This window comes from Polaromonas sp. P2_G11, from assembly GCF_056403595.1.
Map to the genome: position 1 here is coordinate 197,018 of NZ_JBFUFE010000005.1, position 22,091 is coordinate 219,108.

Annotated in this window: 30 protein-coding genes; 11 read left to right on the forward strand and 19 right to left on the reverse strand. The window is 63.3% G+C overall.

Features of this window, described 5'->3' with window-relative positions; all coding sequences use genetic code 11:
* Window positions 1–33: 33 nt before the first annotated feature.
* From AC1DWQ_RS18315 to AC1DWQ_RS18325, 3 genes are all read right to left on the reverse strand, one after another.
* Entirely contained in the window at window positions 34–297 is a 264-nt protein-coding gene (locus AC1DWQ_RS18315; RefSeq protein ID WP_477667213.1) for a hypothetical protein, read from the reverse strand.
* A 116-nt stretch (window positions 298–413) separates the two neighbouring features.
* Window positions 414–920: a hypothetical protein gene (locus tag AC1DWQ_RS18320; RefSeq protein ID WP_477670901.1), complete on the reverse strand. Its 507-nt coding sequence runs from the start codon at window positions 918–920 to the stop codon at window positions 414–416.
* Between the two features lie 52 nt (window positions 921–972).
* Window positions 973–2,100: an MFS transporter gene (locus AC1DWQ_RS18325; RefSeq protein ID WP_477670902.1), complete on the reverse strand. Its 1,128-nt coding sequence runs from the start codon at window positions 2,098–2,100 to the stop codon at window positions 973–975.
* Window positions 2,101–2,175: 75 nt separating this feature from the next.
* Between AC1DWQ_RS18325 and AC1DWQ_RS18330 the strand changes: the two genes are divergently transcribed.
* Both AC1DWQ_RS18330 and AC1DWQ_RS18335 read left to right on the forward strand, forming a co-directional pair.
* A complete protein-coding gene (locus AC1DWQ_RS18330; protein WP_477670903.1) occupies window positions 2,176–3,066 on the forward strand; it encodes a LysR substrate-binding domain-containing protein in 891 nt (296 codons plus the stop codon).
* Window positions 3,067–3,215: 149 nt separating this feature from the next.
* Window positions 3,216–3,524, forward strand: a complete 309-nt coding sequence (locus tag AC1DWQ_RS18335) for a plasmid stabilization protein (RefSeq protein ID WP_477670904.1) — start codon at window positions 3,216–3,218, stop codon at window positions 3,522–3,524.
* Between the two features lie 363 nt (window positions 3,525–3,887).
* On the opposite strand, the gene AC1DWQ_RS18340 is transcribed toward AC1DWQ_RS18335, so the two are convergent.
* The 10 genes from AC1DWQ_RS18340 to AC1DWQ_RS18385 form a co-directional block, all read right to left on the reverse strand.
* The gene (locus AC1DWQ_RS18340) at window positions 3,888–4,475 is read right to left on the reverse strand and encodes a hypothetical protein (RefSeq protein ID WP_477670905.1); all 588 of its coding nucleotides are present in this window, start codon (window positions 4,473–4,475) and stop codon (window positions 3,888–3,890) included.
* A 25-nt stretch (window positions 4,476–4,500) separates the two neighbouring features.
* Complete coding sequence (locus AC1DWQ_RS18345; protein ID WP_477670906.1) at window positions 4,501–5,289, reverse strand: DUF899 domain-containing protein; 789 nt, start codon at window positions 5,287–5,289, stop codon at window positions 4,501–4,503.
* A 45-nt stretch (window positions 5,290–5,334) separates the two neighbouring features.
* A complete protein-coding gene (gstA, locus tag AC1DWQ_RS18350; RefSeq protein ID WP_477670907.1) occupies window positions 5,335–5,946 on the reverse strand; it encodes a glutathione transferase GstA in 612 nt (203 codons plus the stop codon).
* A gap of 148 nt (window positions 5,947–6,094) precedes the next feature.
* Window positions 6,095–6,772 carry a Vgb family protein gene (locus AC1DWQ_RS18355; protein ID WP_477670908.1) on the reverse strand — a complete coding sequence of 226 codons (678 nt, stop codon included), beginning with the start codon at window positions 6,770–6,772 and terminating at the stop codon, window positions 6,095–6,097.
* A 44-nt stretch (window positions 6,773–6,816) separates the two neighbouring features.
* Window positions 6,817–8,037, reverse strand: coding sequence for a helix-turn-helix domain-containing protein (locus tag AC1DWQ_RS18360; RefSeq protein ID WP_477670909.1), 1,221 nt, complete (start codon window positions 8,035–8,037; stop codon window positions 6,817–6,819).
* Between the two features lie 10 nt (window positions 8,038–8,047).
* Window positions 8,048–8,890 (reverse strand): YhjD/YihY/BrkB family envelope integrity protein, encoded by an 843-nt coding sequence (locus AC1DWQ_RS18365; RefSeq protein ID WP_477670910.1) that lies wholly within the window; start codon window positions 8,888–8,890, stop codon window positions 8,048–8,050.
* Window positions 8,891–8,936: 46 nt separating this feature from the next.
* A complete protein-coding gene (locus AC1DWQ_RS18370) occupies window positions 8,937–9,077 on the reverse strand; it encodes a hypothetical protein (RefSeq protein ID WP_477670911.1) in 141 nt (46 codons plus the stop codon).
* A gap of 86 nt (window positions 9,078–9,163) precedes the next feature.
* Window positions 9,164–9,754, reverse strand: a complete 591-nt coding sequence (locus AC1DWQ_RS18375) for a flavin reductase family protein (protein ID WP_477670912.1) — start codon at window positions 9,752–9,754, stop codon at window positions 9,164–9,166.
* Between the two features lie 88 nt (window positions 9,755–9,842).
* On the reverse strand, window positions 9,843–10,757 hold the full coding sequence (locus tag AC1DWQ_RS18380) for an amino acid ABC transporter substrate-binding protein (RefSeq protein ID WP_477670913.1): 915 nt from the start codon (window positions 10,755–10,757) through the stop codon (window positions 9,843–9,845).
* A 7-nt stretch (window positions 10,758–10,764) separates the two neighbouring features.
* Window positions 10,765–11,214: a VOC family protein gene (locus tag AC1DWQ_RS18385; RefSeq protein ID WP_477670914.1), complete on the reverse strand. Its 450-nt coding sequence runs from the start codon at window positions 11,212–11,214 to the stop codon at window positions 10,765–10,767.
* 114 nt (window positions 11,215–11,328) lie between these two features.
* Here AC1DWQ_RS18385 and AC1DWQ_RS18390 point away from each other — a divergent pair, with 114 nt between their 5' ends.
* Entirely contained in the window at window positions 11,329–12,207 is an 879-nt protein-coding gene (locus AC1DWQ_RS18390) for a LysR family transcriptional regulator (protein ID WP_477670915.1), read from the forward strand.
* Between the two features lie 89 nt (window positions 12,208–12,296).
* Here AC1DWQ_RS18390 and AC1DWQ_RS18395 read toward each other — a convergent pair whose 3' ends face one another.
* The 3 genes from AC1DWQ_RS18395 to arsC all read right to left on the reverse strand — a co-directional run bounded on the left by AC1DWQ_RS18395 (window position 12,297) and on the right by arsC (window position 13,873).
* Window positions 12,297–12,527, reverse strand: a complete 231-nt coding sequence (locus AC1DWQ_RS18395) for a hypothetical protein (protein ID WP_457278690.1) — start codon at window positions 12,525–12,527, stop codon at window positions 12,297–12,299.
* Window positions 12,528–12,734: 207 nt separating this feature from the next.
* On the reverse strand, window positions 12,735–13,100 hold the full coding sequence (locus AC1DWQ_RS18400; protein WP_477670916.1) for an RNA recognition motif domain-containing protein: 366 nt from the start codon (window positions 13,098–13,100) through the stop codon (window positions 12,735–12,737).
* Between the two features lie 338 nt (window positions 13,101–13,438).
* Window positions 13,439–13,873: an arsenate reductase (glutaredoxin) gene (gene arsC / locus AC1DWQ_RS18405; protein WP_477670917.1), complete on the reverse strand. Its 435-nt coding sequence runs from the start codon at window positions 13,871–13,873 to the stop codon at window positions 13,439–13,441.
* Window positions 13,874–13,934: 61 nt separating this feature from the next.
* Between arsC and AC1DWQ_RS18410 the strand changes: the two genes are divergently transcribed.
* The 5 genes from AC1DWQ_RS18410 (at window position 13,935) to AC1DWQ_RS18430 (ending at window position 17,417) form a co-directional block, all read left to right on the forward strand.
* Window positions 13,935–14,297, forward strand: a complete 363-nt coding sequence (locus AC1DWQ_RS18410) for an ArsR/SmtB family transcription factor (protein ID WP_477670918.1) — start codon at window positions 13,935–13,937, stop codon at window positions 14,295–14,297.
* 76 nt (window positions 14,298–14,373) lie between these two features.
* Window positions 14,374–14,874, forward strand: coding sequence for an ArsI/CadI family heavy metal resistance metalloenzyme (locus AC1DWQ_RS18415; protein WP_477670919.1), 501 nt, complete (start codon window positions 14,374–14,376; stop codon window positions 14,872–14,874).
* Between the two features lie 26 nt (window positions 14,875–14,900).
* Complete coding sequence (locus AC1DWQ_RS18420; protein WP_477670920.1) at window positions 14,901–15,401, forward strand: arsenate reductase ArsC; 501 nt, start codon at window positions 14,901–14,903, stop codon at window positions 15,399–15,401.
* The gene (locus AC1DWQ_RS18425) at window positions 15,398–16,111 is read left to right on the forward strand and encodes an aquaporin (RefSeq protein WP_477670921.1); all 714 of its coding nucleotides are present in this window, start codon (window positions 15,398–15,400) and stop codon (window positions 16,109–16,111) included. The genes AC1DWQ_RS18420 and AC1DWQ_RS18425 overlap by 4 nt, the downstream gene beginning before the upstream one ends.
* 52 nt (window positions 16,112–16,163) lie before the next feature.
* Window positions 16,164–17,417, forward strand: coding sequence for an MFS transporter (locus AC1DWQ_RS18430; RefSeq protein ID WP_477671218.1), 1,254 nt, complete (start codon window positions 16,164–16,166; stop codon window positions 17,415–17,417).
* 5 nt (window positions 17,418–17,422) lie between these two features.
* Here AC1DWQ_RS18430 and AC1DWQ_RS18435 read toward each other — a convergent pair whose 3' ends face one another.
* From AC1DWQ_RS18435 to AC1DWQ_RS18445, 3 genes are read right to left on the reverse strand one after another with little or no spacing between them, the layout of a single operon-like run.
* Entirely contained in the window at window positions 17,423–17,950 is a 528-nt protein-coding gene (locus tag AC1DWQ_RS18435; RefSeq protein ID WP_477671219.1) for a GNAT family N-acetyltransferase, read from the reverse strand.
* Between the two features lie 56 nt (window positions 17,951–18,006).
* Window positions 18,007–18,843, reverse strand: a complete 837-nt coding sequence (locus tag AC1DWQ_RS18440; RefSeq protein WP_477670922.1) for an amidohydrolase family protein — start codon at window positions 18,841–18,843, stop codon at window positions 18,007–18,009.
* Window positions 18,840–19,838 (reverse strand): aldo/keto reductase, encoded by a 999-nt coding sequence (locus AC1DWQ_RS18445; RefSeq protein ID WP_477670923.1) that lies wholly within the window; start codon window positions 19,836–19,838, stop codon window positions 18,840–18,842. Before AC1DWQ_RS18445 ends, AC1DWQ_RS18440 begins: the two co-directional genes overlap by 4 nt.
* Before the next feature lie 155 nt (window positions 19,839–19,993).
* Here AC1DWQ_RS18445 and AC1DWQ_RS18450 point away from each other — a divergent pair, with 155 nt between their 5' ends.
* From AC1DWQ_RS18450 to AC1DWQ_RS18460, 3 genes are read left to right on the forward strand one after another with little or no spacing between them, the layout of a single operon-like run.
* On the forward strand, window positions 19,994–20,440 hold the full coding sequence (locus AC1DWQ_RS18450) for an RbsD/FucU family protein (RefSeq protein ID WP_477670924.1): 447 nt from the start codon (window positions 19,994–19,996) through the stop codon (window positions 20,438–20,440).
* Window positions 20,441–20,442: 2 nt separating this feature from the next.
* Window positions 20,443–21,156, forward strand: a complete 714-nt coding sequence (locus AC1DWQ_RS18455; protein ID WP_477670925.1) for a GntR family transcriptional regulator — start codon at window positions 20,443–20,445, stop codon at window positions 21,154–21,156.
* Complete coding sequence (locus AC1DWQ_RS18460) at window positions 21,153–22,085, forward strand: dihydrodipicolinate synthase family protein (RefSeq protein WP_477670926.1); 933 nt, start codon at window positions 21,153–21,155, stop codon at window positions 22,083–22,085. Before AC1DWQ_RS18455 ends, AC1DWQ_RS18460 begins: the two co-directional genes overlap by 4 nt.
* Window positions 22,086–22,091 lie beyond the last annotated feature (6 nt).

Here is a 22,091-nt window from a genome sequence, read left to right on the forward strand (position 1 = left end):
TGTAAAAAAGCCCCAAAAAAGGGGCTTTGACTCTCAATCACCGGCGGTCAGCGAAACCACCTTGTCACGTCGCCCCAAACCGGCGGCCAGCATCGGCCGCGCATTCGAAAGACCCTCAAGCCAGGGCCGGGTGCCCGCCTTGAAACGCAAGCCGCCAGGGCTGTTCGCCAGGGCTTGTGCGGTGCAGCGCAGGATGCGCAGGCACTGCTTGTTGAAGTCCTGGATGCCGCTGCTCAAGGTGCGGCTGGGGCCCTGCGCCTGTCCGTCATTCATCGGGTGCTCCGTCATGCTGGTCATGGCGTGATTCTGGGAGCCGGGGGTGACGCGTTCGTGTCAGTTCAATGGCAGTTGTGTGACACGGGAAGAAATTCGCGGCGTGTGGCGGGCACGCGTCGGCCGCCTGCGCAGCGCGGCTAAGAGCCCACCGCATACCTGGTTGCCAACAGCACTTCGAGCCTCATTGTTATGGCTTCGCATTCGTCCAGCTCCAGACGGCTGAACTGAGCCGCCCAGGTTTTGGATGAAGCAAATTTTGGAAACTGCGGTGGTTCGCCCCATTGCCAATCGGGGTGACTCGCTTTTGGGCTTCTTCCGAAGATATGCAGATGCATTTTCCGGTGAAGCTGGGGGGTTTTTGGTCCGGGTGGATGCGCCAGTTCGTTGAGCGCGTTGTTACCGGCCTCCCAGTAGTTCAGGCACCCTCCGGCGAGCTGGGGCAGTGTTTCCAGCATGGCTCTTGCGGTGGCTGCGACCAGGCAGGCCCATAGCGCCAGTTCATCGGGGGTCAGTTCACTTCTTTCCCACACCGGCCGGGGCGGATTGACCAGCAAATGTCCGCCATCGCTTCGATGGTTCATCGGGCTGACTGGTAACGCGACCGTGCCCCCGGCGCAATTGATGAGTGTGTGGTGAATGTCCAAGTGAAAATCTCCAAAAGAAGAGGGAATGAAAAAAGTGGTATCGGATGCGCGCTCAGTTGCTGCGCTGCCTCAGGCAGGCCATGGCGGTGACCGAAAGAAGAAGTGCAGCAACGCCGTAAATCCATGCGGAGGGCACGATGGGCAACAACAGGCCGGCCAGCACCGGGCCTGCGCCGGCGCCCATGTCGCGCCAGACCGAGCGTGTGGCGAGAGCCTGTATGCGTCCGGGCCCCGGCGTGCGCAGTGCAACCAGCGGCGGCAGCAGCGGCAACAGCAAGGCACGCAAAACCACAATGGCAAGTGCGCAAGTCCACAGCCAGCCGAAACCAAAGCCCACCAGGGCAACAGAAGTGAGCACGGAGAAGGTCACCAGAAGAACTTCGACGCCATGCTTTTCAGCCATGTGTCCGCCGGCAGAACTCAAGACAATTTCCGCCAGGTAGCGGACCGACAGCAGAAGCCCGGCCACGATGACCGGGTTGCCGGGCAACAGGTCACGGCCCAGATAAGACAGGCCGATGATGAAGAGGCCGTCCAGCACCAGGCCTTCCGTGAAGGAAAAGATGTCCAGCCCGCCCGGAAGCCTGATTCCTGTTTTTCGTGGTGCCGGCTCAGCATGCGCGCCGGTTGGCATCTGCCGCGCGACCAGCAAGGCACTCAACGCAACAGCCGCGAACAGGAAAAAAATAACTTTGGGGCCAAACCAAAGCGCGCACACGCCGCCCAAAGGAAGGGCAAGCATGGGCCCCAGTGCCGTGAATGCGCGGGACCGCCCTGCCCGACGCGCAGCGCCCGCCGGTTCGGCGGTGGCCAATGCCTGGGTGGCCAGGTTCAGGGCGGCGAAGGCCAGGCCCCACAAGAGCCGCAAGAACAACAGGGCGACGAACCCGGTCAGCATCGCGTAGCCCAATGCGCACACCGCGGCCGCCAGCGCCGCCAGTGAGCAGGTGAGCCGTTCACCGTTGCGGGCGTAAAACCTTGCCACCGCTGCGTAGCCCGCAATGCGCACCAGGCGGTTAGCGGCCAGGAGAATGCCCGCTTCGGGCAAGGTGACGCCAAACGCAGGAGCGAACATCGGCAGGAGCAGGTAGAGCACCGTGTCCCCCGGAAGTGAGAGCCCGAGCACCATGGCGGCATGGCGCGAGTTGCGGTCGGAAGCAGAAGCCGTGATCTGTTGCATGGCTTGTATGGTGCGCAGGGCCGCCTCTCCCGACAAACGATATTAGTGCGCGGCACGTGTGAGAAAATTGCACGCATGTTGCCTCGCCTGCCCCCGTTGAACGCGGTCCGCGCTTTCGCTGCGGCGGCGCGCCATCAGAGTTTCAGCCGGGCTGCCCTGGAATTGCATGTAACGCACGGCGCCATCAGCCGCCAGATCAAGGTGCTAGAAACCTATCTCGGCGTGGACCTGTTCGAGCGAAAAACACGGCAAGTTCTTCTGACGGCAGCCGGCCATCAGTTCCATACGCAAGTGGGCCCCGCACTCGAGCAGATTGGCGCAGCCGCCGAATCACTCAGGGGTGGAACGCCATTGCGCGCCGTCAAGATCAACGTCCGGCCCACGTTCGCGGTGCGCTGGCTGATTCCAAGGTTGTCAGCGTTCGTGGCGAAGCACCCTGACATCGAACCGCAGGTGATGACCAGCACCTTGCCGCCGGACAAAGCGGTAGATGAGTTCGATCTGGCCATCCGGCGGAGCACCAGGGGGTGGCCGCCGGCGATGCAGATTCATCCATTTCTGGAGGACGAAGTTCTTGTTGTTGGGTCGCCCGCATTGTTTGCCAGCCGCCCCGTCACCGGCCCGCACTCTTTGGCGTCCCATGTCTTGCTGTTATCCAAATCGCGCAGCCACGATTGGGAGAACTGGAAAAAGCAGGTGAACGCGCCAGAGTTGAATCCAGCCAGTTGCCTGCAATTTGATCATTTGCACTTTGTGCTTCAGGCCGCCGTCGACGGGTTGGGTTTTGCCTTGGCGCCGGTATCGCAAATTACCCATGACATGGCGGCGGGACGGTTGATAAGCCCCTTGCCGGAATTGCGGATGGCGCTGGGTCGCCACTATTTTGGCCTTGCGCCCAATGCCGCCCCGGAGACGCAGCAGTTTGCGCAGTGGCTGATGGATGAACTGAACGCCGCGCCTTCTTGAGACCGGCAGCGAAGCGCCGCGCCGTGTAGGAGATCACCGACCTTTTTTCGGGAATGCCGCGCGCGAAGCGCCCTGCCCCGGTGCAGTATTTTCAAGCTCTCGCCATCACAGCGATCACGGCGAAGAAAACCCAGCCAAGGAGAACCGACATGCCCAGAGGCGACAAATCTGCCTACAGCGACAAGCAAAAGCGCAAGGCTGAACACATTGAAGAAGGCTACGAAGACCGCGGCGTCGGCAAGGAAGAAGCCGAGCGCCGCGCCTGGGCCACCGTCAACAAGGAAACCGGCGGCGGCAAAAAGTCGGGCTCGGGCCGCGGCAAGGCCGAAAACCATGCACCGTCCCGAAAAGGCGGGCGCCTTGGCGGCGCAGCAGCAGCCTCCCGCACGGCGCAAGAGCGGTCAGCTTCTGCCAAAAAGGCTGCCGCCACCCGCAAGCGGAATGCGGCCAGGAAATAGCGCCTGCGGATCAAGCTGCCAGCGGGCGCAATGGCTGCACGAGGCGCCGTGAAATCGCTATTGTTTTGATAGCTGCTCGCGCCCATCCACATTGCCTCAACGAGCTAAATTACCCTTAAAAACGGGCTCTCAAGGCACCCAAAAAGACGCTTGGGCAGAGGAAAAAACATCGAAACGCTCAAAAACTGCCGTTTTTTTGCCTGTTTCGGGCATCAAATCGCGTTCAAGCCCAATAGGAATCTGCGCGAGCAGCTATAGAAAAGATAGCAAAAATCAAACAACACCCAGACAGTGGAAGCAGCAACTACCTCGGCCATGGCAGCCTGCGGATCCTGGCCAGCGCTTCGCGCAGCCACATCACCATCAGCGCTGCGCCGGAGGCCGTACCCGCTTGCGAGCGTTGATCACACGGGCACCGGCATCAACACCATGGCAAACCCCGGTGGCAACCAGACCGGCAACGGCAAGCATCGCGGCGGTATGAACGCTTACCGCCGCGAGGGCCAGCGCCAGCGGTCCTGATCCGGTTAACCCTGCGACCGATGCCTCCCCTGCGCACAATGGAATCAGGGCCGGCACCAGCATCAAGCCGGCGCCGTGCGCGGTGGACATCATGAAAGACCAGAGCGCCAGCCCGGCATGCCCCGCCGGCGCGCGCGCCGCCCTGGGTGCGCGGCCCGACAGGTGAACCACGGCGAAGGCGGCCAGCAGGCCGCCTGCCAGGACCTGCAAGGTGAAGCGATCCAGCGCCACGCCCCCTGCCACCGCGCCGGCCACCAGCGCGATCGATGCGGTGTGCCCGGCTGCAATAGGCACCAGCGCCCGCAGCGCCTGCGACCGGTCGCGTGCACGCACGCCCCAGGCGGCAGCCAGCGCCCAGCCGGTGGCGGGGTTCAGCCCATGAAGGGCGCCGACCCCTGCCACCACAAGCCACGGCCAAAAGCTTGACATGATGTGCGCGCCGGTCGCGGACTGCTCAGGCCTTGGTGCTGCAGCACGAATCGGCTTCGGGCGCGGGCGTGAATGCGGACGCAGTTTCGTAGCGGTCGTGGTGGCGCACCCAGTCCATCTTGTAAAACCCGTCATGCTCGTCCCGGCCCTTGGGCGTGAGGTCCAGCATGTTGTAGGTGCCCATCATTACCTCCACACCGCGCCCGTAGGTCGAGTAGGTGTGGAAAACCTGGCCTGCGTCATCCTTGTAGAACAGGCTGATGCCGGGCGCTTCCTCGGCCGGGAATTCGGTCATGCCGTAGTTGTAGTTGACGGTGCCGTTGACCCTTTCCTCGGGCTTGAAGCTCACGTGAAAGTCGTAGTTGAAGTCGCTGCTGTTCGAAGAAACCCACTTGAAGTTCCAGCCCATGCGGCGGCGAAAACGCTCGATCTCGGGCAGCGTGGCGCGCGAGACGGCCACAAAACTCACGTCGCGGTTCTCCAGGTGGATCTGCATGCCGGCGGTGTGGTCTGCCATGTAAGAGCAGCTCGGGCAGCCCTGCTCCCAGCCCGGGCCGAACATGAAGTGCTGCACCATCAGCTGGCGGCGCCCTTCGAACAGGTCGGCAAGCGAGCGTTTGCCTTCGGGCGTGTCGAAGATGTAGTTTTTCTCGATACGGACCCAGGGAAGCGCACGGCGCTCGCCGGCTATCCGGTCGCGCAGGCGTGTCAGTTCTTTCTCCTGGGCCAGCAGCGTCTTGCGCTCGGCCAGCCATTTGTCTCTGGACACAACGGAGTGCTTCATGGCGGATGTTTCGGTCATGGTGGTATTCATGGTGTTCTCCTGGGTTAAACGGGTGGGTGGATGGGTAGTCCGCGCTCAGGCGCTTGCCGGTTGTTCGCGGTGCATGGCGGCCTGCACGGCAGGCCGGGCAGCGATTCGCGCCTGGAACGCCAGCAGCCTGGGAAAGGCCGACAGGTCCAGCTTGACGAACTCCGCCCAGCGCGTGACCACAAACAAATAGGCATCGGTCACCGTGAAACGGTCGCCCAACAGGAACGGTGTGCGGCCCAGCGTGGCTTCCAGCAGGCGATAGTGTTTGTGCAGGTGGGCCATGCGCGCGCTGCGAACCTCATCGCTGCAGGCTGGGTTGAACAGCGGCATGTAGCCTTGGTGCAGTTCTGAATTGATGTACCCCAGCATCTCCTGCAGGCGATAGCGCGCCATGCTGCCGCTGGCGGGTGCCAGCTGCGCCTCAGGCTTGAGGTCGGCAAGGTACTGCACAACGGCGGGGCCTTCCGTCAGTACGGTGCCGTCGTCCAGCTGGAGCACGGGCACCAGGCCTTTGGGGTTGATGGCGAGAAAGTCTTCGCCGTGCTCGGTGCGCTTGGCGACCACGTCGACCTTCACGAGTTCGATGGCGAGGCCTAACTCATTGGCCACGATGTGCGGCGACAAAGAACAGGCGGACGGGCTGTAGTAAAGCTTCATGGTTTTCTCCTTGGCTCGGTGAGCCGTTTGCTTGGGTTTGCGTTGCGTGGGTCAATGCGCTGCCCGACCCGTGCTGGTAACAGGTGCGCTCGTTATCGGTCTTTGTGACCGAATGGGGTTGTCAGCGCAGGGGGGCCTGCGCTGGGTTCTATGCGGCTTTTGCTGCTTTGGGCCGCCGAACGGCTCGGACTTTTCCGCTCTTGCCGCCGCCCGCATAGAAGAGGTCTGCGCCGTCGGACTCCAGTCCGCTGACGCCGGTGCCTTTCGGCATTTCCAGCCGCTCGAGCACGGCGCCGCTCTTCGGGTCGATGCGGCGGATCTCGCTGTCATCGCCCTCCCAGGTGCCGTGCCAGAGTTCGCCGTCCACCCACGTCACGCCAGTGACGAAGCGGTTCGATTCAATCGTGCGCTGGATGGCGCCAGTCTTCGGGTCAACCTGGTGGATCTTGCGGTCGCGGTACTGGCCCACCCACAGGCTGCCTTCGGCCCAGGTCAGGCCCGAGTCGCTGCCACTGCCGGGCGCCGGGATGGTGGCCACCACTTTGCCCGTGGCCGGGTCGATCTTGTCGATACGCGTCTCGGCGATCTGGTAGAGGTGTTTGCCGTCGAAGGCGGTACCGGCGTCACCGGCGCATTCCAGCGTGCGCGTTTGCTCGCCACTGGCGGGGTCGAAAGCAACGATTTTTGCGCCGGTGGCGGCCCAGACGCGCTGGCCATCATGCGTGACACCGGCGACGTCGTTGACGCCGGGGAAGCTGTATTCGCGCACGATCTCGGCGGGACGCGCCTTGGGTTCGGGTTTTGCCGTGAGGGTCTTGCTGCTCATCGTTGCTCCTTAATGCACCGTCCATCGGCGCCATGGAGACAACTCTATCCAATCGGCAGCGAAGCAGGGAGTAACAAGATCGTCGTGAATCCGGCCAGCGGCGGCGCCAGCCAGCGCTGAGCCCGTGCCCGGCCCATGGAGCGCACCCGCCCACCGGCTTCCAGATCGGCCAGCGCCCGCTGCACGGTGCGCTGGCTTGCCCCGACGGCCAGCGCCAGTGCCGAAGTGGACCAAGCCGCGCCGTCAGACAGCAGCGCCACCAGCGAGGCCTGCTCGCCATCAATGGGCGGTGCCAGCACAGCCACATCGCGTTCACCACGCGGCTTCAGGATGAAGCCCCGCTCGGTGGCTTCGATGCTTGCGAGTGTTTTGACCAACGCTCGCAGGCGGCCGATTTCGACCCTCAGGCGCGCCCTGTGCGTCTCGTCAGGGCGCCTGGTGCGAAAGGCGGATTCGATCAGCGCTTCGCGGCTCACATCACCAGGCCATGCTTCGGCGAGTGAACGTGCCAGCGAGAACAACACCGGCCGCCGCGCCAGCGGCCGCCACTGGTCTCCGGCCCCCAGCCCACGGCGGCAGGCGTCGACCACCAGCGCGTCCGAAGCCAGGAGTGCCGCAACCTCATCGAGGCGCAGCGCCTGCTCGCCGCCGGCGGTGAGGCGCCGGGCGGCGGGCCGGTCAAGCGCAGCGCGCGCTTCGGTGACTTCGGCCATGAGCGCCGGCACCTGCGCACGTTCGGCCGCTGCATGCGCACGCGCCAGCGCCATCCGCGCGTCGCCGACGCGCAGCGAGCGCAGCGCTAGTTCGGCAGCAGTCAGTTCAGCCACGGCCCGCAGCGAAGGCGGCAAGCCGCGCGCATCCAGCTTCGTCAGCGCCACAGAGGCCTCATCAAGCCGACCCAGCAGCAACAGCCGTCGTGCGGTGATGAGCCACGCCTGCAGCGTATTGGCTGTGTCGGCGTGCGCCTCCAGCGTGGCCGCTGCCGCTGCCAGTGCGCGTGGTGAGCCGCCAAAGTCGCGCATGGCCATCGCTACCTCGGCTTCTGCCACAACGCAGCGTGCGCGCGCCAATTCTTCATGCACGCCAAAGCCGCGTGCGGCGCGTTTCAGGAGCTCGCGGGCGCGCGGGTGCTCGCCAAGCTGGGCCATGGCGATGCCGCGCAAAGCCAGAGCCGGCGGGTCGTCGCGCAGGGCAACGCGCTTGAGGGCACCGAGCGCATCGCCGGCGGCCAGTGCGCGGGCGGAGGCGGCAATCAGTGAATCCATGCTGACATGGTTATGCCCGTGACAGCCGCCGCGCCGGTTGCCCCCCGGCACGCGGCAGGCTGGCGCTGACCAGCGCCGCGGCCAGCGTGACCAGCCACGAGTAATACACCCACACCAGAAAAGCCAGCAGCGGCGCGAAGGCGCCGTAGATCGTGCGGTAGGTGGGCACGTTGGCCAGGTAAATCGCGAAGCCGTACTTGCCCAGCTCAAAGGCAATACCGGCCAGCAGGCCGCCCGCGATCGCATGACTCCACCGTACAACGGTGTTCGGTACAAAGCGGAACAGGCAGGTGAAGCCGATGGCGCTCAGAATGGCGGGCCCCAGGTTAATGGCATGCGGCACCCAGGCAGGCCGCGCGCCCATCAGCCCGCTGGAAGCCGCCACCAGATAAGACGCGGCCCACAGGCTGGCGCCGATGAGCACCGGCCCCGTGAGCAGCATGCCTGCGTACAAAGCCAGCCGGCGCAGCACGGGGCGTGGCTTCTTCACCTGCCATATGCGGTTCAGCGTGTTTTCCATGCTCAGCAGCAGCGTCAGGGCCGACACCAGCAGCAGCGCAAAACCCACCAGCGTGAGGCCATTGGCATTGCCCGCGAACTGCGCCAGGTGTTTGAGCACCGTCTTGGCGATGCCCTCCGGCAACAGGCCGCGCAGCAGGTGCTCGCGAATCGCGTCACCGGTGGCATGCAGCGCTGGCGTGCGCGCGAACAGTGCGAAGCTCACCGCCAGCATCGGCACCATGGACATCACCATCGTGAAAGTGAGACCGCCCGCCGCCTGGGCGATGCGCTCTTCCCTGCCACGCTGCAGGAGGCGGGTGATCAGGTTGCCCTGGTTTCGGCTGGTTGCCATGGAATTGGGAGGCTCGTGTCGCGCCGGTCAGGAAATGCCGGTACGTTCAACCCAACAGGCGGAACAGGCCATAAAGGGACAGCAGCCCTGATGTCACCAGAAGTCCAGTCTTGACCGAGCGGGCGCCGACCAATGCGCCGATAACGCTGCAAGCCAGGATGGCGCCGAGGATGTAGGTTGTTTTCATGCCCGCAATGGTAAAGCCTTCGCCTGGCCCTTGATGATGTGCGGGGAAGGTTGTGGGGCGAAACCAACTCCTGATTGACGATGACCTCAGGGCATTTTTGTCGTCACATCACCGGCATGAAACATTCCCGCCGGCCTGACGAAATTTCCGCCTCCCAGATGGTGAATCGTCTGCAGATCGAGGTTGTCGTCGCCGAAGCGCCAGTGCCCCTGCTGGAACACACGCTCATCGGCGGCGGCAGCGACCACCTCCGCAAAGCAGGTGTCGTACGCGTCTTCGGTATGCCGTTCGCGGATCAGGCGGCACTCCAGCCATGCCGCGCAGCCCTCCTCCAGCACGGGCATGCCGAGCACCGGCCCCGTGCGGGCCTTCAAGCCGTATTGCGCAAACTTGTCGCCCGTGCGGCCGGACTCACTGCCGACTGCATGCGTCAAGCCGGCCAGGGCCGTGCACGGAAGACATATGCCGAAGCCGCCGCTGGCGGTGATGAGTTCACGCGTATAGGTTTTCTTGTCGATCACGATGGCAATGCGAGGCGGCGTGAACTCCACGGGCATCGACCAGGCGGCGGCCATCACGTTGCGCGCCGTGCCGTGCGCGCTCGTCACCAAAACCGTTGGGCCGTGATTGATCAGGCGGCTGGCGTGTGCGAGGGCGACTTCCTTGAAGTGTGTCATGTCATTTCTTCCTGGTGCATTTCATGCTGCCGATTATGTTGGGCCCGACGCGTTTCAGGGCGGGCTGCTCCCCTCGCCCCGTTCCTCGCTACTTCTTCGTGTAGTCTTCCAGCGGCTTGTCGCTCAGGTTGGCCCATGCCGCCCTGGTCAGCTCCGATGCGGGCATGCCTACCTGTGTGTTGTTCGGCGGTATCGGCTGGACAAACCATTTGTCATAGAGCTTTGCGACCTCGCCGCTTTTCGCCATTCTGGCAATGCTGGCGTCCACCGCCTGTTTAAAGGGGGCATCCCCTTTGGGCAGCATGATGGCAATCGGCTCGACGCTCAGGACTTCTTTCAGCACCACATAGTTTTTCGGCTGTTTTGACTGGGAAATCATGGTGGCCAGGATCTGGCCGTCCGCCACGAACGCTTCGGCCCGGTCATTTTCAAGAAGCAGGAAACCTTCGCTGTTGTCCTTGCCATAAACCTCCTTGAAGTCGACGCCCGCCGCGCGTTCGTGCTTGCGGATAAGCTGGACGGCTGTAGCGCCAGATGTGGCGGACACGGTCTTGTTGGCAAGCTGGGACAGGCTGGTGATTCCGGTCCTGGTTTTGGTGGCGACGCGGACTTCTTCAATATAGAGCGTGGGTGCGAAGGCAACATCCTTTTGGCGTGCGGCGTTGTTCGTCGTTGTCCCGCACTCCAGGTCTACCGTGCCGTTCTGGACGAGCGGGATCCGGTTCTGCGCGGTGACGGACTGGTAACGCACGTCCAGCTTCGCCAGGCCCAGCTGTTTCTGGATATCCGCGATCACCCTTTTGCAGATGTCCACATGAAACCCTGTGTATTCGCCTGCGCCCAGCGTATAGGACATGGCGCCGGAGGCTTCACGGACGCCCATGGTGACGGCTGCCGTCTCCTTGATCTTCTTGAGCGTGTCGATTGGCTGCGCGGTGGCCGCAGCTCCCGCCAGGGTGAACGCTGCGGCAATGCCCGAACAGGCTACCAATTTCATCATCATGCTTCCTTCACTTGGCAAACAGGCTGTCGAGCGTGGCGAAGGCTTTGAACTCGATGGCGTTTCCGGACGGGTCGAGGAAGAACATGGTGGCCTGTTCACCGGGCTCACCCTTGAAACGGACGTAGGGTTCGATGACGAACTGCGTGCCCCCTGCTTTCAACCGGGCCGCCAGGACATCCCACTCGCCGAGGGACAGGATCGCGCCGAAGTGGCGAACCGGGACGTTGTGGCCGTCAACGGCGCTGGTCTGGCGGTGGCCGCACTCGTCGGGCGCCAGGTGCGCCACGATCTGGTGGCCGTAGAAGTTGAAGTCGACCCATTCGCTGGAGCTGCGGCCTTCGGGGCAGCCCAGTAATTCACCGTAAAACCGGCGTGCGACGGCGAGGTCGTGGACAGGGAACGCCAGATGAAATGGCGGAAGCGCTTTGGCGGGAGTGGTTGCGTTTGGCGTGGTCATCGAAAGCCTCTTTGAGTCGTGGAAGCCGCACTTTAGGTCGATTGATGCACTTTGAAAAACGATATATATTCAACCTGAGAATCAATAATTTCGATGAATTAATGGGAAACCCATGTGATTACCGAGCTGAAAACCTTGATCGCGGTGGTGCGTTACGGCGGCTTTTCCGCCGCCGGCGGCCAGATTGGACTGACCCAGTCCGCCGTGAGCAGCCAGATCCAGCGGCTGGAAGAGTCCCTCGGGCTGGCGCTCTTTGACCGTACACGGCGTTCCGCGGTGCTCAACGAAGCGGGCGCCAGGGTGCTCGCGCGTGCCGAAGAGATTGTTCTGCTGTTCTCCAAACTGGGCGATGCGGGCACCGATGACGAGCTTGCCAGCACCCTGCGGATCGGCGCCATTGCCTCTGTTCAGTCTTCGGTGCTTCCCCGAGCACTGGCGGCACTGAGGAAGGAAAACCCGAAACTGCTCGTCCACATTGCTCCCGGCGTGTCCATGAAGCTGATGGACCAGCTCGACAGTGCTGAGATCGACGCGGCGGTGATGATCCGACCCCCGTTCGGCATCCTGCCGGAAATGACCTGGCAAACCTTGATGTACGAACCCTTCAAGTTGCTCGTGCGCAAGGAAATCAAAGGGCGGGACTGGCGCGCATTGCTCCAGTCGCAGCCTTTTTTGCGCTACGAGCGCACGTCTTTCGGTGGGCGTCTGGTGACCCGGTTCCTGCGCGAGAACAAACTGGCGGTGCAGGACTCCATCGAGCTTGACGAGATCACGGGCCTGATGAACCTTGTCGCCGAAGGCCTGGGGGTTGCGCTGGTGCCGATGGTGGAGGCCTACCTGCCCATGCCGCCGGGAGTGCGCGCAATCTCCCTGGGCGAAAAAACGTTTTACCGCGAGATCGGCATCCTGCGCAAAGGCATGAGTGCCCGCCGGCGCATCACGCAGGCCCTTGAAAGATGTCTTCGCGAGGCCCTGTCGCCGCCTGTTCCATAAAGTTTTTTGCCATCAAGATCGGCAGCGCTTGTGACACCGGGGATGCTGCCGGAGGCTCATCACCGTCGTGCCAGATGCCGTCCAGATGGTCACCGGCCGTGACCCCGGTTGGACTCCATCCAGCTGGCCAGTGCGGCTTCATAGGTAGCCGAGGCACTTGCAAGCCGAAATTCGGCACTGGCTGACCCGGCGCGCCCGGCAACAAAGCCTTGCCATCCGTCGCCGTCTTCTGCTTCATAGATGCATAGATCGAAGTCGCCCGGTGGGGGACTGTCACCCAACATAAGGATGGTCGCGTCGTGCACCTTGTGAACCTTCATAGAGGGGCATTAGGCCACGAAACACCCTGTGCACGCGAACTGCAAACGTTGTGACCACCCGGCAAAGTGCCCGCAGGTAAATATTACCCAGCCCCAAAGAAAAAGGCTTCAAAACCGAAGTTTCGAAGCCTTTTATGCTGTTCTCAACGTAACGCCGAGAGAGCGGGTTGGCAACGGCATCTCTGCCGTTGACGGGGTTTGCAGGGCTTAGTAGCCGCCGCGACCACCGCCGCCGCCGTAGCCGCCGCCACCGGAACGGTCGCCGCCGCCACCGTAGCCGCCACCACCGCCGCCGCCGAAGCCGCCGCTACGTGGAGGACGTGCTTCCATTGGACGTGCTTCATTCACGGTGATGCTGCGGCCGCCGAGCGACTGGCCGTTCATGCCGGAAATTGCAGCTTGTGCTTCGGCATCGTTGCCCATTTCGACAAAGCCAAAACCTTTGGAGCGACCGGTGTCGCGTTCCATCATGACTTTGGCGCTGGAGACAGAGCCGTATTGGCCGAAAGATTGTTGCAGGTCTTCGTCACGGACGGTGTATGGCAGATTGCCGACGTAAAGTTTATTGCCCATGGGGACTCCTCAAAAATACATAAAACAAAAGCGATGGGGTCCCGAAAGCACAACAAACCTAAAAAGTACCGCCGTAGCGCGCGAAACTGACCGATCACCTAACCTGTGCGAATGCAATGGCAACCGCACCTCCCGATTATGCGTGAGGAAACGCGGGGGCACCAGCATTCTTGGGCCTATAAGCGCAGCATTTGTCAAATCAGGTGCCCATTCCCTCGGTTAAACAGCGGAAATGACCGAAAAGACGACATTGCCGCCTATGCATGACCATGGACAGACCCGTGCAACCGGCCGAGCAGTCGGACGGCCCGGACTGCGTTGCGCCAAGGACGGGAAGCTCAACGGCCCGCCACACGCTCCCCTTTGTCATTGACGACCTGTTCACCGTCTTCCTTGCTGAACGCACCCCGCTGCGGCGTGAGCAGGATGTCCAGCACGGCTTCCGAAGGCCGGCACAGGCGCGTGCCTAACGGCGTAACGACGATGGGCCGGTTGATCAGGATGGGATGGGCCAGCATCGCGTCGATCAGGGCTTCGTCGGCCAGCGTGGCGTCGTCCAGGCCAAGATCCTTGTAGACAGATTCCTTTTCCCGGATTACCTCTCGCAGCGGCACCGCCATTTGCGCAACCAGCTCCCGCAGCGCCTCCCGCGTTGGCGGGGTTTTCAGGTATTCGATGACCTCGGGTTCGATGCCGGCATTGCGGATCAGCGCCAGCACATTGCGCGACGTGCCGCATTGGGGGTTGTGGTAAATCGTGACGGCGGAAGGCATAAGTTTCACTCCTGAAAAGGGATTGGTTGCATCGATTCAATAATTCAATTATATTTGAATTATGGAAGCATTAATCCCAAACCTTGATTTTCCCCCGCTTGAGGAAGGTTCTGCCGTGAAGGCCCTGGCAGCGCTGGCGCAAGCCCAGCGCCTGCGCGCGTTCCGCGCCCTCGTCGTCGCCGGGCCTGACGGATTGACGCCGGGCGCGATGGCCGAACAACTGGGCGTCGCACCGAGTGCCCTGTCTTTCCATCTCAAAGAGCTCTCACACGCCGGCCTCGTCAACAGCGAGGCGCGCGGGCGCAACCTGATCTACCGCGCCAACTTCGGGCAAATGAATGCGCTGCTCGGCTACCTGACAGAGCACTGCTGCGAAGGCGGCACTTGCGAGGTAGCCACCCAGGCCGATTGCAGCAACTGCTGAACGCCACTACGCGATTACGCGCCACACCTCCATCACCCACAGAGCCAATCCAACACCACCACCCAAGGAGAGCCCCATGAAACGCTTCCATGTCCACGTCCACGTGAAAGATCTCGAGCAGAACATCGCCTTTTACTCGGCCATGTTTGACCAGCAGCCGGCCCGCACCGAAGCCGACTACGCCAAGTGGATGCTCAGCGACCCACCGGTCAACTTTGCCATTTCGACGCGCGGAAATGCGCCCGGCGTGGACCATCTGGGCATTCAGGTCGACAGGCCCGAAGAGCTGCAGGCCCTGAAAGCCAGCGCCACCCGCGCCGACATGACACTGCTGGATGAAGGCCCCACCACCTGCTGCTATGCCCGCAGCGATAAATACTGGCTGACCGACCCGCAGGGCATCGCCTGGGAGCAGTTCCACACGCTGGACAGCATTCCTGTTTTCAGCGAGTCGAAACCCACACCAAATAAGGCCACAGCCCAATCCTGCTGTGCGCAAGCAGCTAGAAATACTGTAGCAACCGTACAGCTTTCCGAAGCCCCACGATCGGCCCAAGGCACCAAAGCCTGCTGCTAAACAACGGCCAAGAGAAGAAGCCCCCCATGACAACGCAACCCATCAACGTCCTTTTCCTGTGCACCCACAATTCAGCCCGCAGCATCTTGGCCGAAGCCGTGTTGAACCATATCGGCCAGGGCAGGTTCAAAGGCTACTCGGCAGGCAGCAGCCCGCGCGAAAACCAGCAGCCCAATCCGTTGGGGCTGCAGACCCTGCGCACCGCGGGCATTTCCATCGAAGGCCTGCGCAGCAAAAACTGGGACGAATTCGCCTTGCCAGACGCACCACACATGGATCTGGTCATTACGGTTTGCGACAACGCGGCGGGTGAGGCCTGCCCCTTCTGGCCAGGCCATCCCGCTACTGCGCATTGGGGTTATGCGGATCCGTCCGAAGGTGACGGCACGGAGGCACAAAAACTGGAAGCATTCCGCCAGACCCTGCATGCCATTCGCCGCCGGCTGGATCTGCTGGTCAACCTTCCGCCAGCCCATATTGGCAAGCTGATGCTGCAAACCAGCGCGCGTGATCTGGCCCGCTCATGAGCCAGGCGATAAACATCACTCCCGCAGAAGCCCCCAAGCCTTTAGCACAGCAACTCCTCGCGGAATTCGTCGGCACCGCTGCCCTGCTCTGCGCCGTCATCGGCTCGGGCATCATGGCCGAGCGCTTGAGCGGCGGCAACATGGGTGTGGCCCTGCTGGCCAACACACTGGCCACCGTGTGGGCGCTGTATGTGCTGATCGAGCTGCTCGGGCCGGTCAGTGGCGCGCACTTCAATCCGTTGGTCACCCTTGTTATGTGGTCAAAAGGCCCTGTAACCCACAAGGGACGAGCGCAAGCAGCTATTCTTTTCATAGCACTCCAGTTGCTGGGTGCTGTAGCCGGCGCCTGGCTGGCGCACGCCATGTTTGACATGAGCGTGCTGCAGTTCAGTACCAAACTGCGCAGCGGCTGGGGCCAGTGGCTGGCCGAAGCGGTGGCCACGGGCGGATTGATTTTTGTCGTGCTGCGCGCCCCTGCGGCCAAGGCGCCAGCGCTGGTCGCCTGCTACATCGGCGCAGCGTACTGGTTCACCGCCAGCACCTCGTTTGCCAACCCGGCCGCCGTGCTGGGACGCATGTTGTCAGACAGTTTTGCCGGCATTGCGCCCGCCAGCACGGCAGGTTTTGTGGCTGCCCAGGCTGCCGGTGCGTTGGCGGGCGTGGCCCTGCACCATGCGCTCGGCCGGCAGCAGGCCGTGGGCCAAGGCTGAAACGCAGGCGGCGAATCAAGGCACCGCGTCCGTCCTTGGTACCCTTGTGGCTGTGACACCGAAAAGCCGTTCCGCCACCGTCGTCCAGCTGGGCATCGCACAAACGCTGGCATGGGCCTCCAGCTACTACCTGCCGGCAATTCTGGCGGTACCCATGGCACGCGACCTCGGCGTCGGCACACCCACCGTGTTTGCTGCTTTTTCTGCCGCGCTGGTGGTCTCCGCAGTGCTGGGTCCGGCTGCGGGCAAGGCCATTGACCGGCACGGCGGAAGGCCAGTGCTGGCCGCGAACAGCCTGGTTTTTGCCGCTGGGCTGGTGGTGCTTGCGATGGCGCAGGGGCCGGTGGGCCTGTTTGCCGGCTGGGTGATTCTGGGCGTGGCCATGGCCGCGGGCCTGTACGAAGCGGCCTTTGCCGCGCTGGTTCACCTGTACGGGAAAGACGCGCGCGGCGCCATCACCGGCATCACCCTGTTTGCTGGTTTTGCCAGCACGGTGGGCTGGCCCTTGTCGACCTGGCTGGAGCTTGAATGGGGCTGGCGCGCGGCCTGTCTGGCCTGGGCCGCATTGCACTTGCTGGTGGGGCTGCCACTGAACTGGCGGCTTCCGGCTTCGCCCAGGGCGGGCATTGCCGCCGGGGCTCACCCCGATACGAATCAACCCGAAGTGCCAGCGCACTCTGCGGCATCCGCACCGTCCCCCTCCTCCAGTTCTTCCACGTCTTCCAGCTCCTCTTCCGCCTCCAACACCGCCCGCACCGCACTCCTGCTGGCGCTGGTGTTTGCCGTCACCTGGTTCATCAGCACGGCCATGGCCGCACACCTGCCGCGGCTGTTGCAAGCCCACGGCGTGCCACTGGCTACGGCACTGGTCTTTGCCGGACTCGTCGGCCCCGCACAGGTTGCGGGCCGGCTGCTCGAATACGGCCTGCTGCGCAACATCCACCCGCTGGTGTCAGCACGGGTGGCCGGCTGCCTGCACACGCTGGGCGCAATGGCGTTCCTGTTTTTCGGCGTACCGGCCGGCGCGGTGTTCACCCTGCTGCACGGCGCCGGCAATGGCGTACTGACAATTGCCAAAGGCACGCTGCCGCTGGTGCTGTTTGGCGTGCGGGATTACGGCGCGCGCCAGGGATTGTTGATGGTGCCAGCCCGCTTTGCGCAGGCCACAGCGCCCTGGCTGTTTGGCCTGGCGATTGACCGTTTTGGCAGCGGCGCGCTGTGGTTTTCAGCAGCGCTGGGCTTGGTGGCTTTCGCGGCGTTGATGTTGCTGCGGGATCCGTCCCGCCCGGCCAGCCAAAGCGCCTGAAATCGTCAATCCAGCCACTTCTGGAGAAACTGCGCCTGCCCCATGGCCGGATCCAGCTGATAGCCGGCAAAACCGATGCGTTCATAAAGCTTGATGGCGCTGCGGTTGCCCTGCAGCACCTCCAGTGTCAGTTTGCAGGCGCCGCGTTCGCGTGAAATCTCGTCCACCAGCGCGAGCATCTGCTCGCCGATACGCTGGCCACGGTGGCCGGGCAGCACGGCCACGTCATGGATGTTGACGAGCGGGCGGCAGGCGAAGGTGGAAAAGCCCTCAATGCAATTGACGAGGCCGACAGCCTTGCCGCCGCTAAAGGCCAGCACGCTGAAGGCATGCGGGCGTTTGGCGAGTTCACTGACGAGATGTTTCTTTGCAAAATCGCTGAGCGGCTTGGCGCCGCCGGCCGGGTCTTGCGCATAGGCGTCGAGCAATTGCACAACAGCGGCGGCATGCACGGGATTGCCGTAGTCGGCGCGGCAAACCTGCAGCGGGCTTTCGGAAGGGTTGGAGGATTCGGTCACGCGATGCGCTTTCAGTGCAGACAATCGGATGATTCTAAAGACGGCGCGCAAAGCAGAGCGCAAACCGGGATTTAAAGCCAGTACAACTCTCTGGCGTTGCCACCCATGACGGCCGCCTGGCTCGCCACGTTGAGCGGCGCAAGCAATTGTTGCGTCTCGCCCCACCACTGCGCGTAGCTGCCGGCCAGCTCCAGCACGGGCCAGTCACTGCCCCACACCACACGCTGCTCACCAAAACTTTTGAGCACGCGCTTGCCCCAGCGCGTGACAGCGCCGGCAGCCGGCTTCGGCCCGGCCTCGGTCATCAGGCCCGACAGTTTGCAATAGGCCTGTGTCTCGCCGGCAATGCGCAGCATGTCGTTGGCCCAGGGCTGCCACTGGCCCGCAGCGATGTCAGGTTTGGCGGCATGGTCTATCACCATGCGCAAATCCGGGTGCCGGCGCGCCAGTGTCACGATATGCGGCAGGTGCACTGGCTTGACCAGCGCATCGAACACCAGGCCGCACTCCACCATCGCCTGCAGGGCCGGCGCCAGCGCTGGCTGCAATATCCATTGTGTATCGGCAATGTCCTGCAGCATCGGGCGCAGTCCCTTGAGCCGGGGGTGGCGGGCCAGCGCCGCTATGCGGGCAGGTGCGTCGGGCGACAGCATGTCCACCCAGCCGACCACACCCAGCACACCGGGGCTCGCATCGGCCTGCGTCAGCAAAAAATGTGTTTCGGCTTCAGTGGCTGCGGCCTGTACCAGCACGCCGCCCCGCACACCCAATGGCGCAGACTGCGCCTGCCAGTCCTTCACGGCCACATCGCGGTAGATCGGCGCCAGCTCCGGTGTCAGCCAGCCGTAGTCATCGCGCGCCAGCTGCCAGCAATGAAAGTGCGCGTCGATCACTGGAAACGATGTCATGGCGTCAGCACCTCGGCGGGCAGCAGGCCCTGCGTGCGCAGCGCAGTCCAGAACTCCGGCGGGATGGGGTGCGCCATCATGGTCACGGCGTCCGTCCATTCGCTGACTTTTCGGGCACCCAGCATGAGGCTGTGCACGGCCGGGTGCGCCAGCGGAAACTGCAGCGCAGCGGCGCGCAGTGGAACACCGTGCGCCTCACAAACTCCTTCAATTTTCGCGGTCCGCTCCAGCCATTCGCGCGCGGCCGGCGCGTAGTTGAAAGTTGCAGCACCGCCGCGCGTCCCGGTGGCAAGAATGCCCGAGTTAAATGCACCGCCCAGCGCGATCCGCACGCCGCGCGCCAGGCACTGCGGCAGCAAAACAGGCAGCGCACTGTGGTCCAGCAGGCTGTAGCGGCCGGCCAGCATCAGCACATCCAGATCGGCTTCGCGCAACACGTCCAGTACGACGCCGACATCATTGGTGCCCAGCCCGATGGCACGCACAAGGCCTTCGCGTTTCAGTTGCTGCAGCGCCGGTAACGTGTCGTCAATCAGCTGGCGCAGTACGGCCCCCGCGTCGGCGCCATGGGTTTGGGCGTCCGGATCGTGAATGTAGACACTGTCGAGCCGCGACATGCCCAGCCGCTGGAGGCTGTCTTCCACGCTGCGGCGCGTGCCCCCAGCGCTGAAGTCCCAATGCTGGTTAAAAGGCAGGATGTCGACATAGCCGTGCTGGGCGGTCGCGGCATGCCCGTCGGGTGTCAGGATGCGGCCGACCTTGCTGGACAGGGTGAAGCTGTCCCGTGGCCGGGAACGCAGTGCATCGCCCATCCGCCGCTCCGACAGCCCATGACCGTAATGCGGTGCCGTGTCAAAACTGCGGCAGCCGCCAGCCCAGGCGGCATCCACCAGCGCCTTCGCCTCTTCGTTGCTGACGGCCGAAAACAGGTTCCCCAGCGGCGCGCCGCCGAGCCCGAGCCGAAGGGATGTGGGACTGGAAGAGGTGGAAGTCATTTCAACATGCCGGTAAAACCGCAGTTCCGGGTAAACACCAATAAAAGTTCAGCAATGTTATAGCTAACATGTCAGTCATCCAACCCGGAGAAACCCGCAGCCTGAAAAGCCGGGCGGATCTGGGCTATTGCCTATCACTACCTCGTCCCCAACGCATGCTCAAGAATATTCCGCCACTGTTGACCCCTGACGCATTGCATGGACTTTGCAGCATGGGCCATGGAGATGACGTCGCCATCGTGGACGCCAACTTTCCTGCCGCTGCCGTGGCGGCCCGGGGCGGCGCCCGGCTGGTGCAGCTGGCGGGTGTCACGTCGCCGCAGGCATTGCAGGCCGTGCTGCAACTTCTGCCGCTGGACAGCTACGTGCGCGACGTTGCCTGGACGATGCAGGTGGTCGGTGATGCCGGCGCTGTGCCCGCCCCTGTCGCCGAATTTTCCGCGCTGCTGGCCCAGGCGGCCGAGCGGCCCGCCGCCACGCTGGAACGGTTTGAGTTTTATGCGCGCACCGAAGCGGCCTTCCTGATCCTGCAGACGGGCGAGCAGCGCAAGTACGGCAACATCCTGCTGCGCAAGGGCGTCATATCCAGCGACGCGAGCTGACCGTGAACGCGGCGCAAGCCCCCCACAGCCCGCCCATCAGCCTGCGTGCGCAGGCCTATGAGAGCTTTCAGCAGCAGATCGTCGATGCCAACATTCGCCCCGGGCAGTTTGTTTCGCAGCGCGAACTGATGCAGCTGCTGGGTATGCCGCTGGGTGCCGTGCGTGAGCTCATTCCCCGCCTGGAGGCCGAGGGCCTGCTCAAGACCGTGCCGCAGCGCGGCCTGCAGGTCGCTCACGTAGATCTGAAACTGATCAACAACGCCTTTCAGCTGCGCCGCCTGCTGGAGCGCGAGGCCGCCATCCGTTTTGTCACCACCGTGTCCGATGCCGACCTCGCAGCCATCGAGCAGGCGCACCTGAACATCGTCAAGCGTGCGCGGAAAAAGGCCATTGACGACAGCCTGCTCAAGGACGCCACCGCGGTGGATTGGGGCCTGCACGACCTGATGATCGACGCACTGGGCAACGAGCTGATCTCCGAGGTCTACCGCATCAACAGCCTGCGCGTGCGACTGATCAAGCTCGAAGGCTCGACCCTTTCACCCGACGTGCTGATTCCCGCCATGGAAGAGCACCTCTGGTTTATCGACGCCCTCAAGCGGCGCGACGCGCCTGCCGTGATCGAACGCCTGAGCCACCACATTGAAAGCGCGCACCGACGTGTGCTAGGACTGCCGCGGCCCGATATGCCGTGGTCTTTGGAGAACCCTGAATGACGATTTCCCCCGCAGCCCCCAACGCCGCATTCCGCGGCATCTGGCCTGCCCTGCTCACACCGCTCAATGCCGACCTCAGCATTGACCACGCCAAATTTGCCGCCCACTGCAAGCACCTGATTGCCAACGGCTGCCCTGGTGTCACGGCTTTTGGCACCACCGGCGAAGGGCCATCATTCTCTCTGGCCGAGCGCAAGGAAGCCATTGAGCAGCTCATCAAGAACGGCATTCCGGCCGCGCAGATCATGGTGTCAACCAGCTGCGCCGCCCTGCCCGAAACGCTGGAGCTGACGCGCCACGCCGTCAAGGCGGGGGTGCACGGCTGCCTGATGCTGCCGCCGTTTTTCCTCAAGGGCGTGTCTGACCAGGGCGTCATCGACAGCTACCGCTATGTGATCGACGGCATGGCCGGCACGCCTTTCAAGCTGTACCTGTATCACATCCCCCAGGTCACGGGCGTTCCGCTGTCGCACCATGTGATCAGCACGCTCAAGAAGCAGTACCCGGACACCATCGTCGGCATCAAGGACAGCGCCTGCACCACCGCGCACTCGGTCGGCCTGTCCGACGCGTTCATGAAAGACATCACGGTCTACGTCGGTTTTGAACCCGACCTGCCGGAGATGGGCCGCCGCGGCAGCACCGGCGCCATCAGCGGCCTGGCCAATTTCATGCCGCGACTGGTCAAGCGGCTGGTCACAGAACCCGACGCCCCCAGCACGCCCGCCGAACGCGAGCGCGTTGTCGAGCTCATCGGCATGCTGGGCCCCTATTCGCTGATGCCCGCACTCAAGGGGATCATGGCCATGCTGAGCGGCGACAAGACCTGGCTGCGCGTGCGCGCACCGCTGGTGGCTTTGACAACCGACGAATACACGGCGCTGGAAAAAACCATCAGCGCCTTCGGGATTAATACAAAATCCGAGTGACGCCAC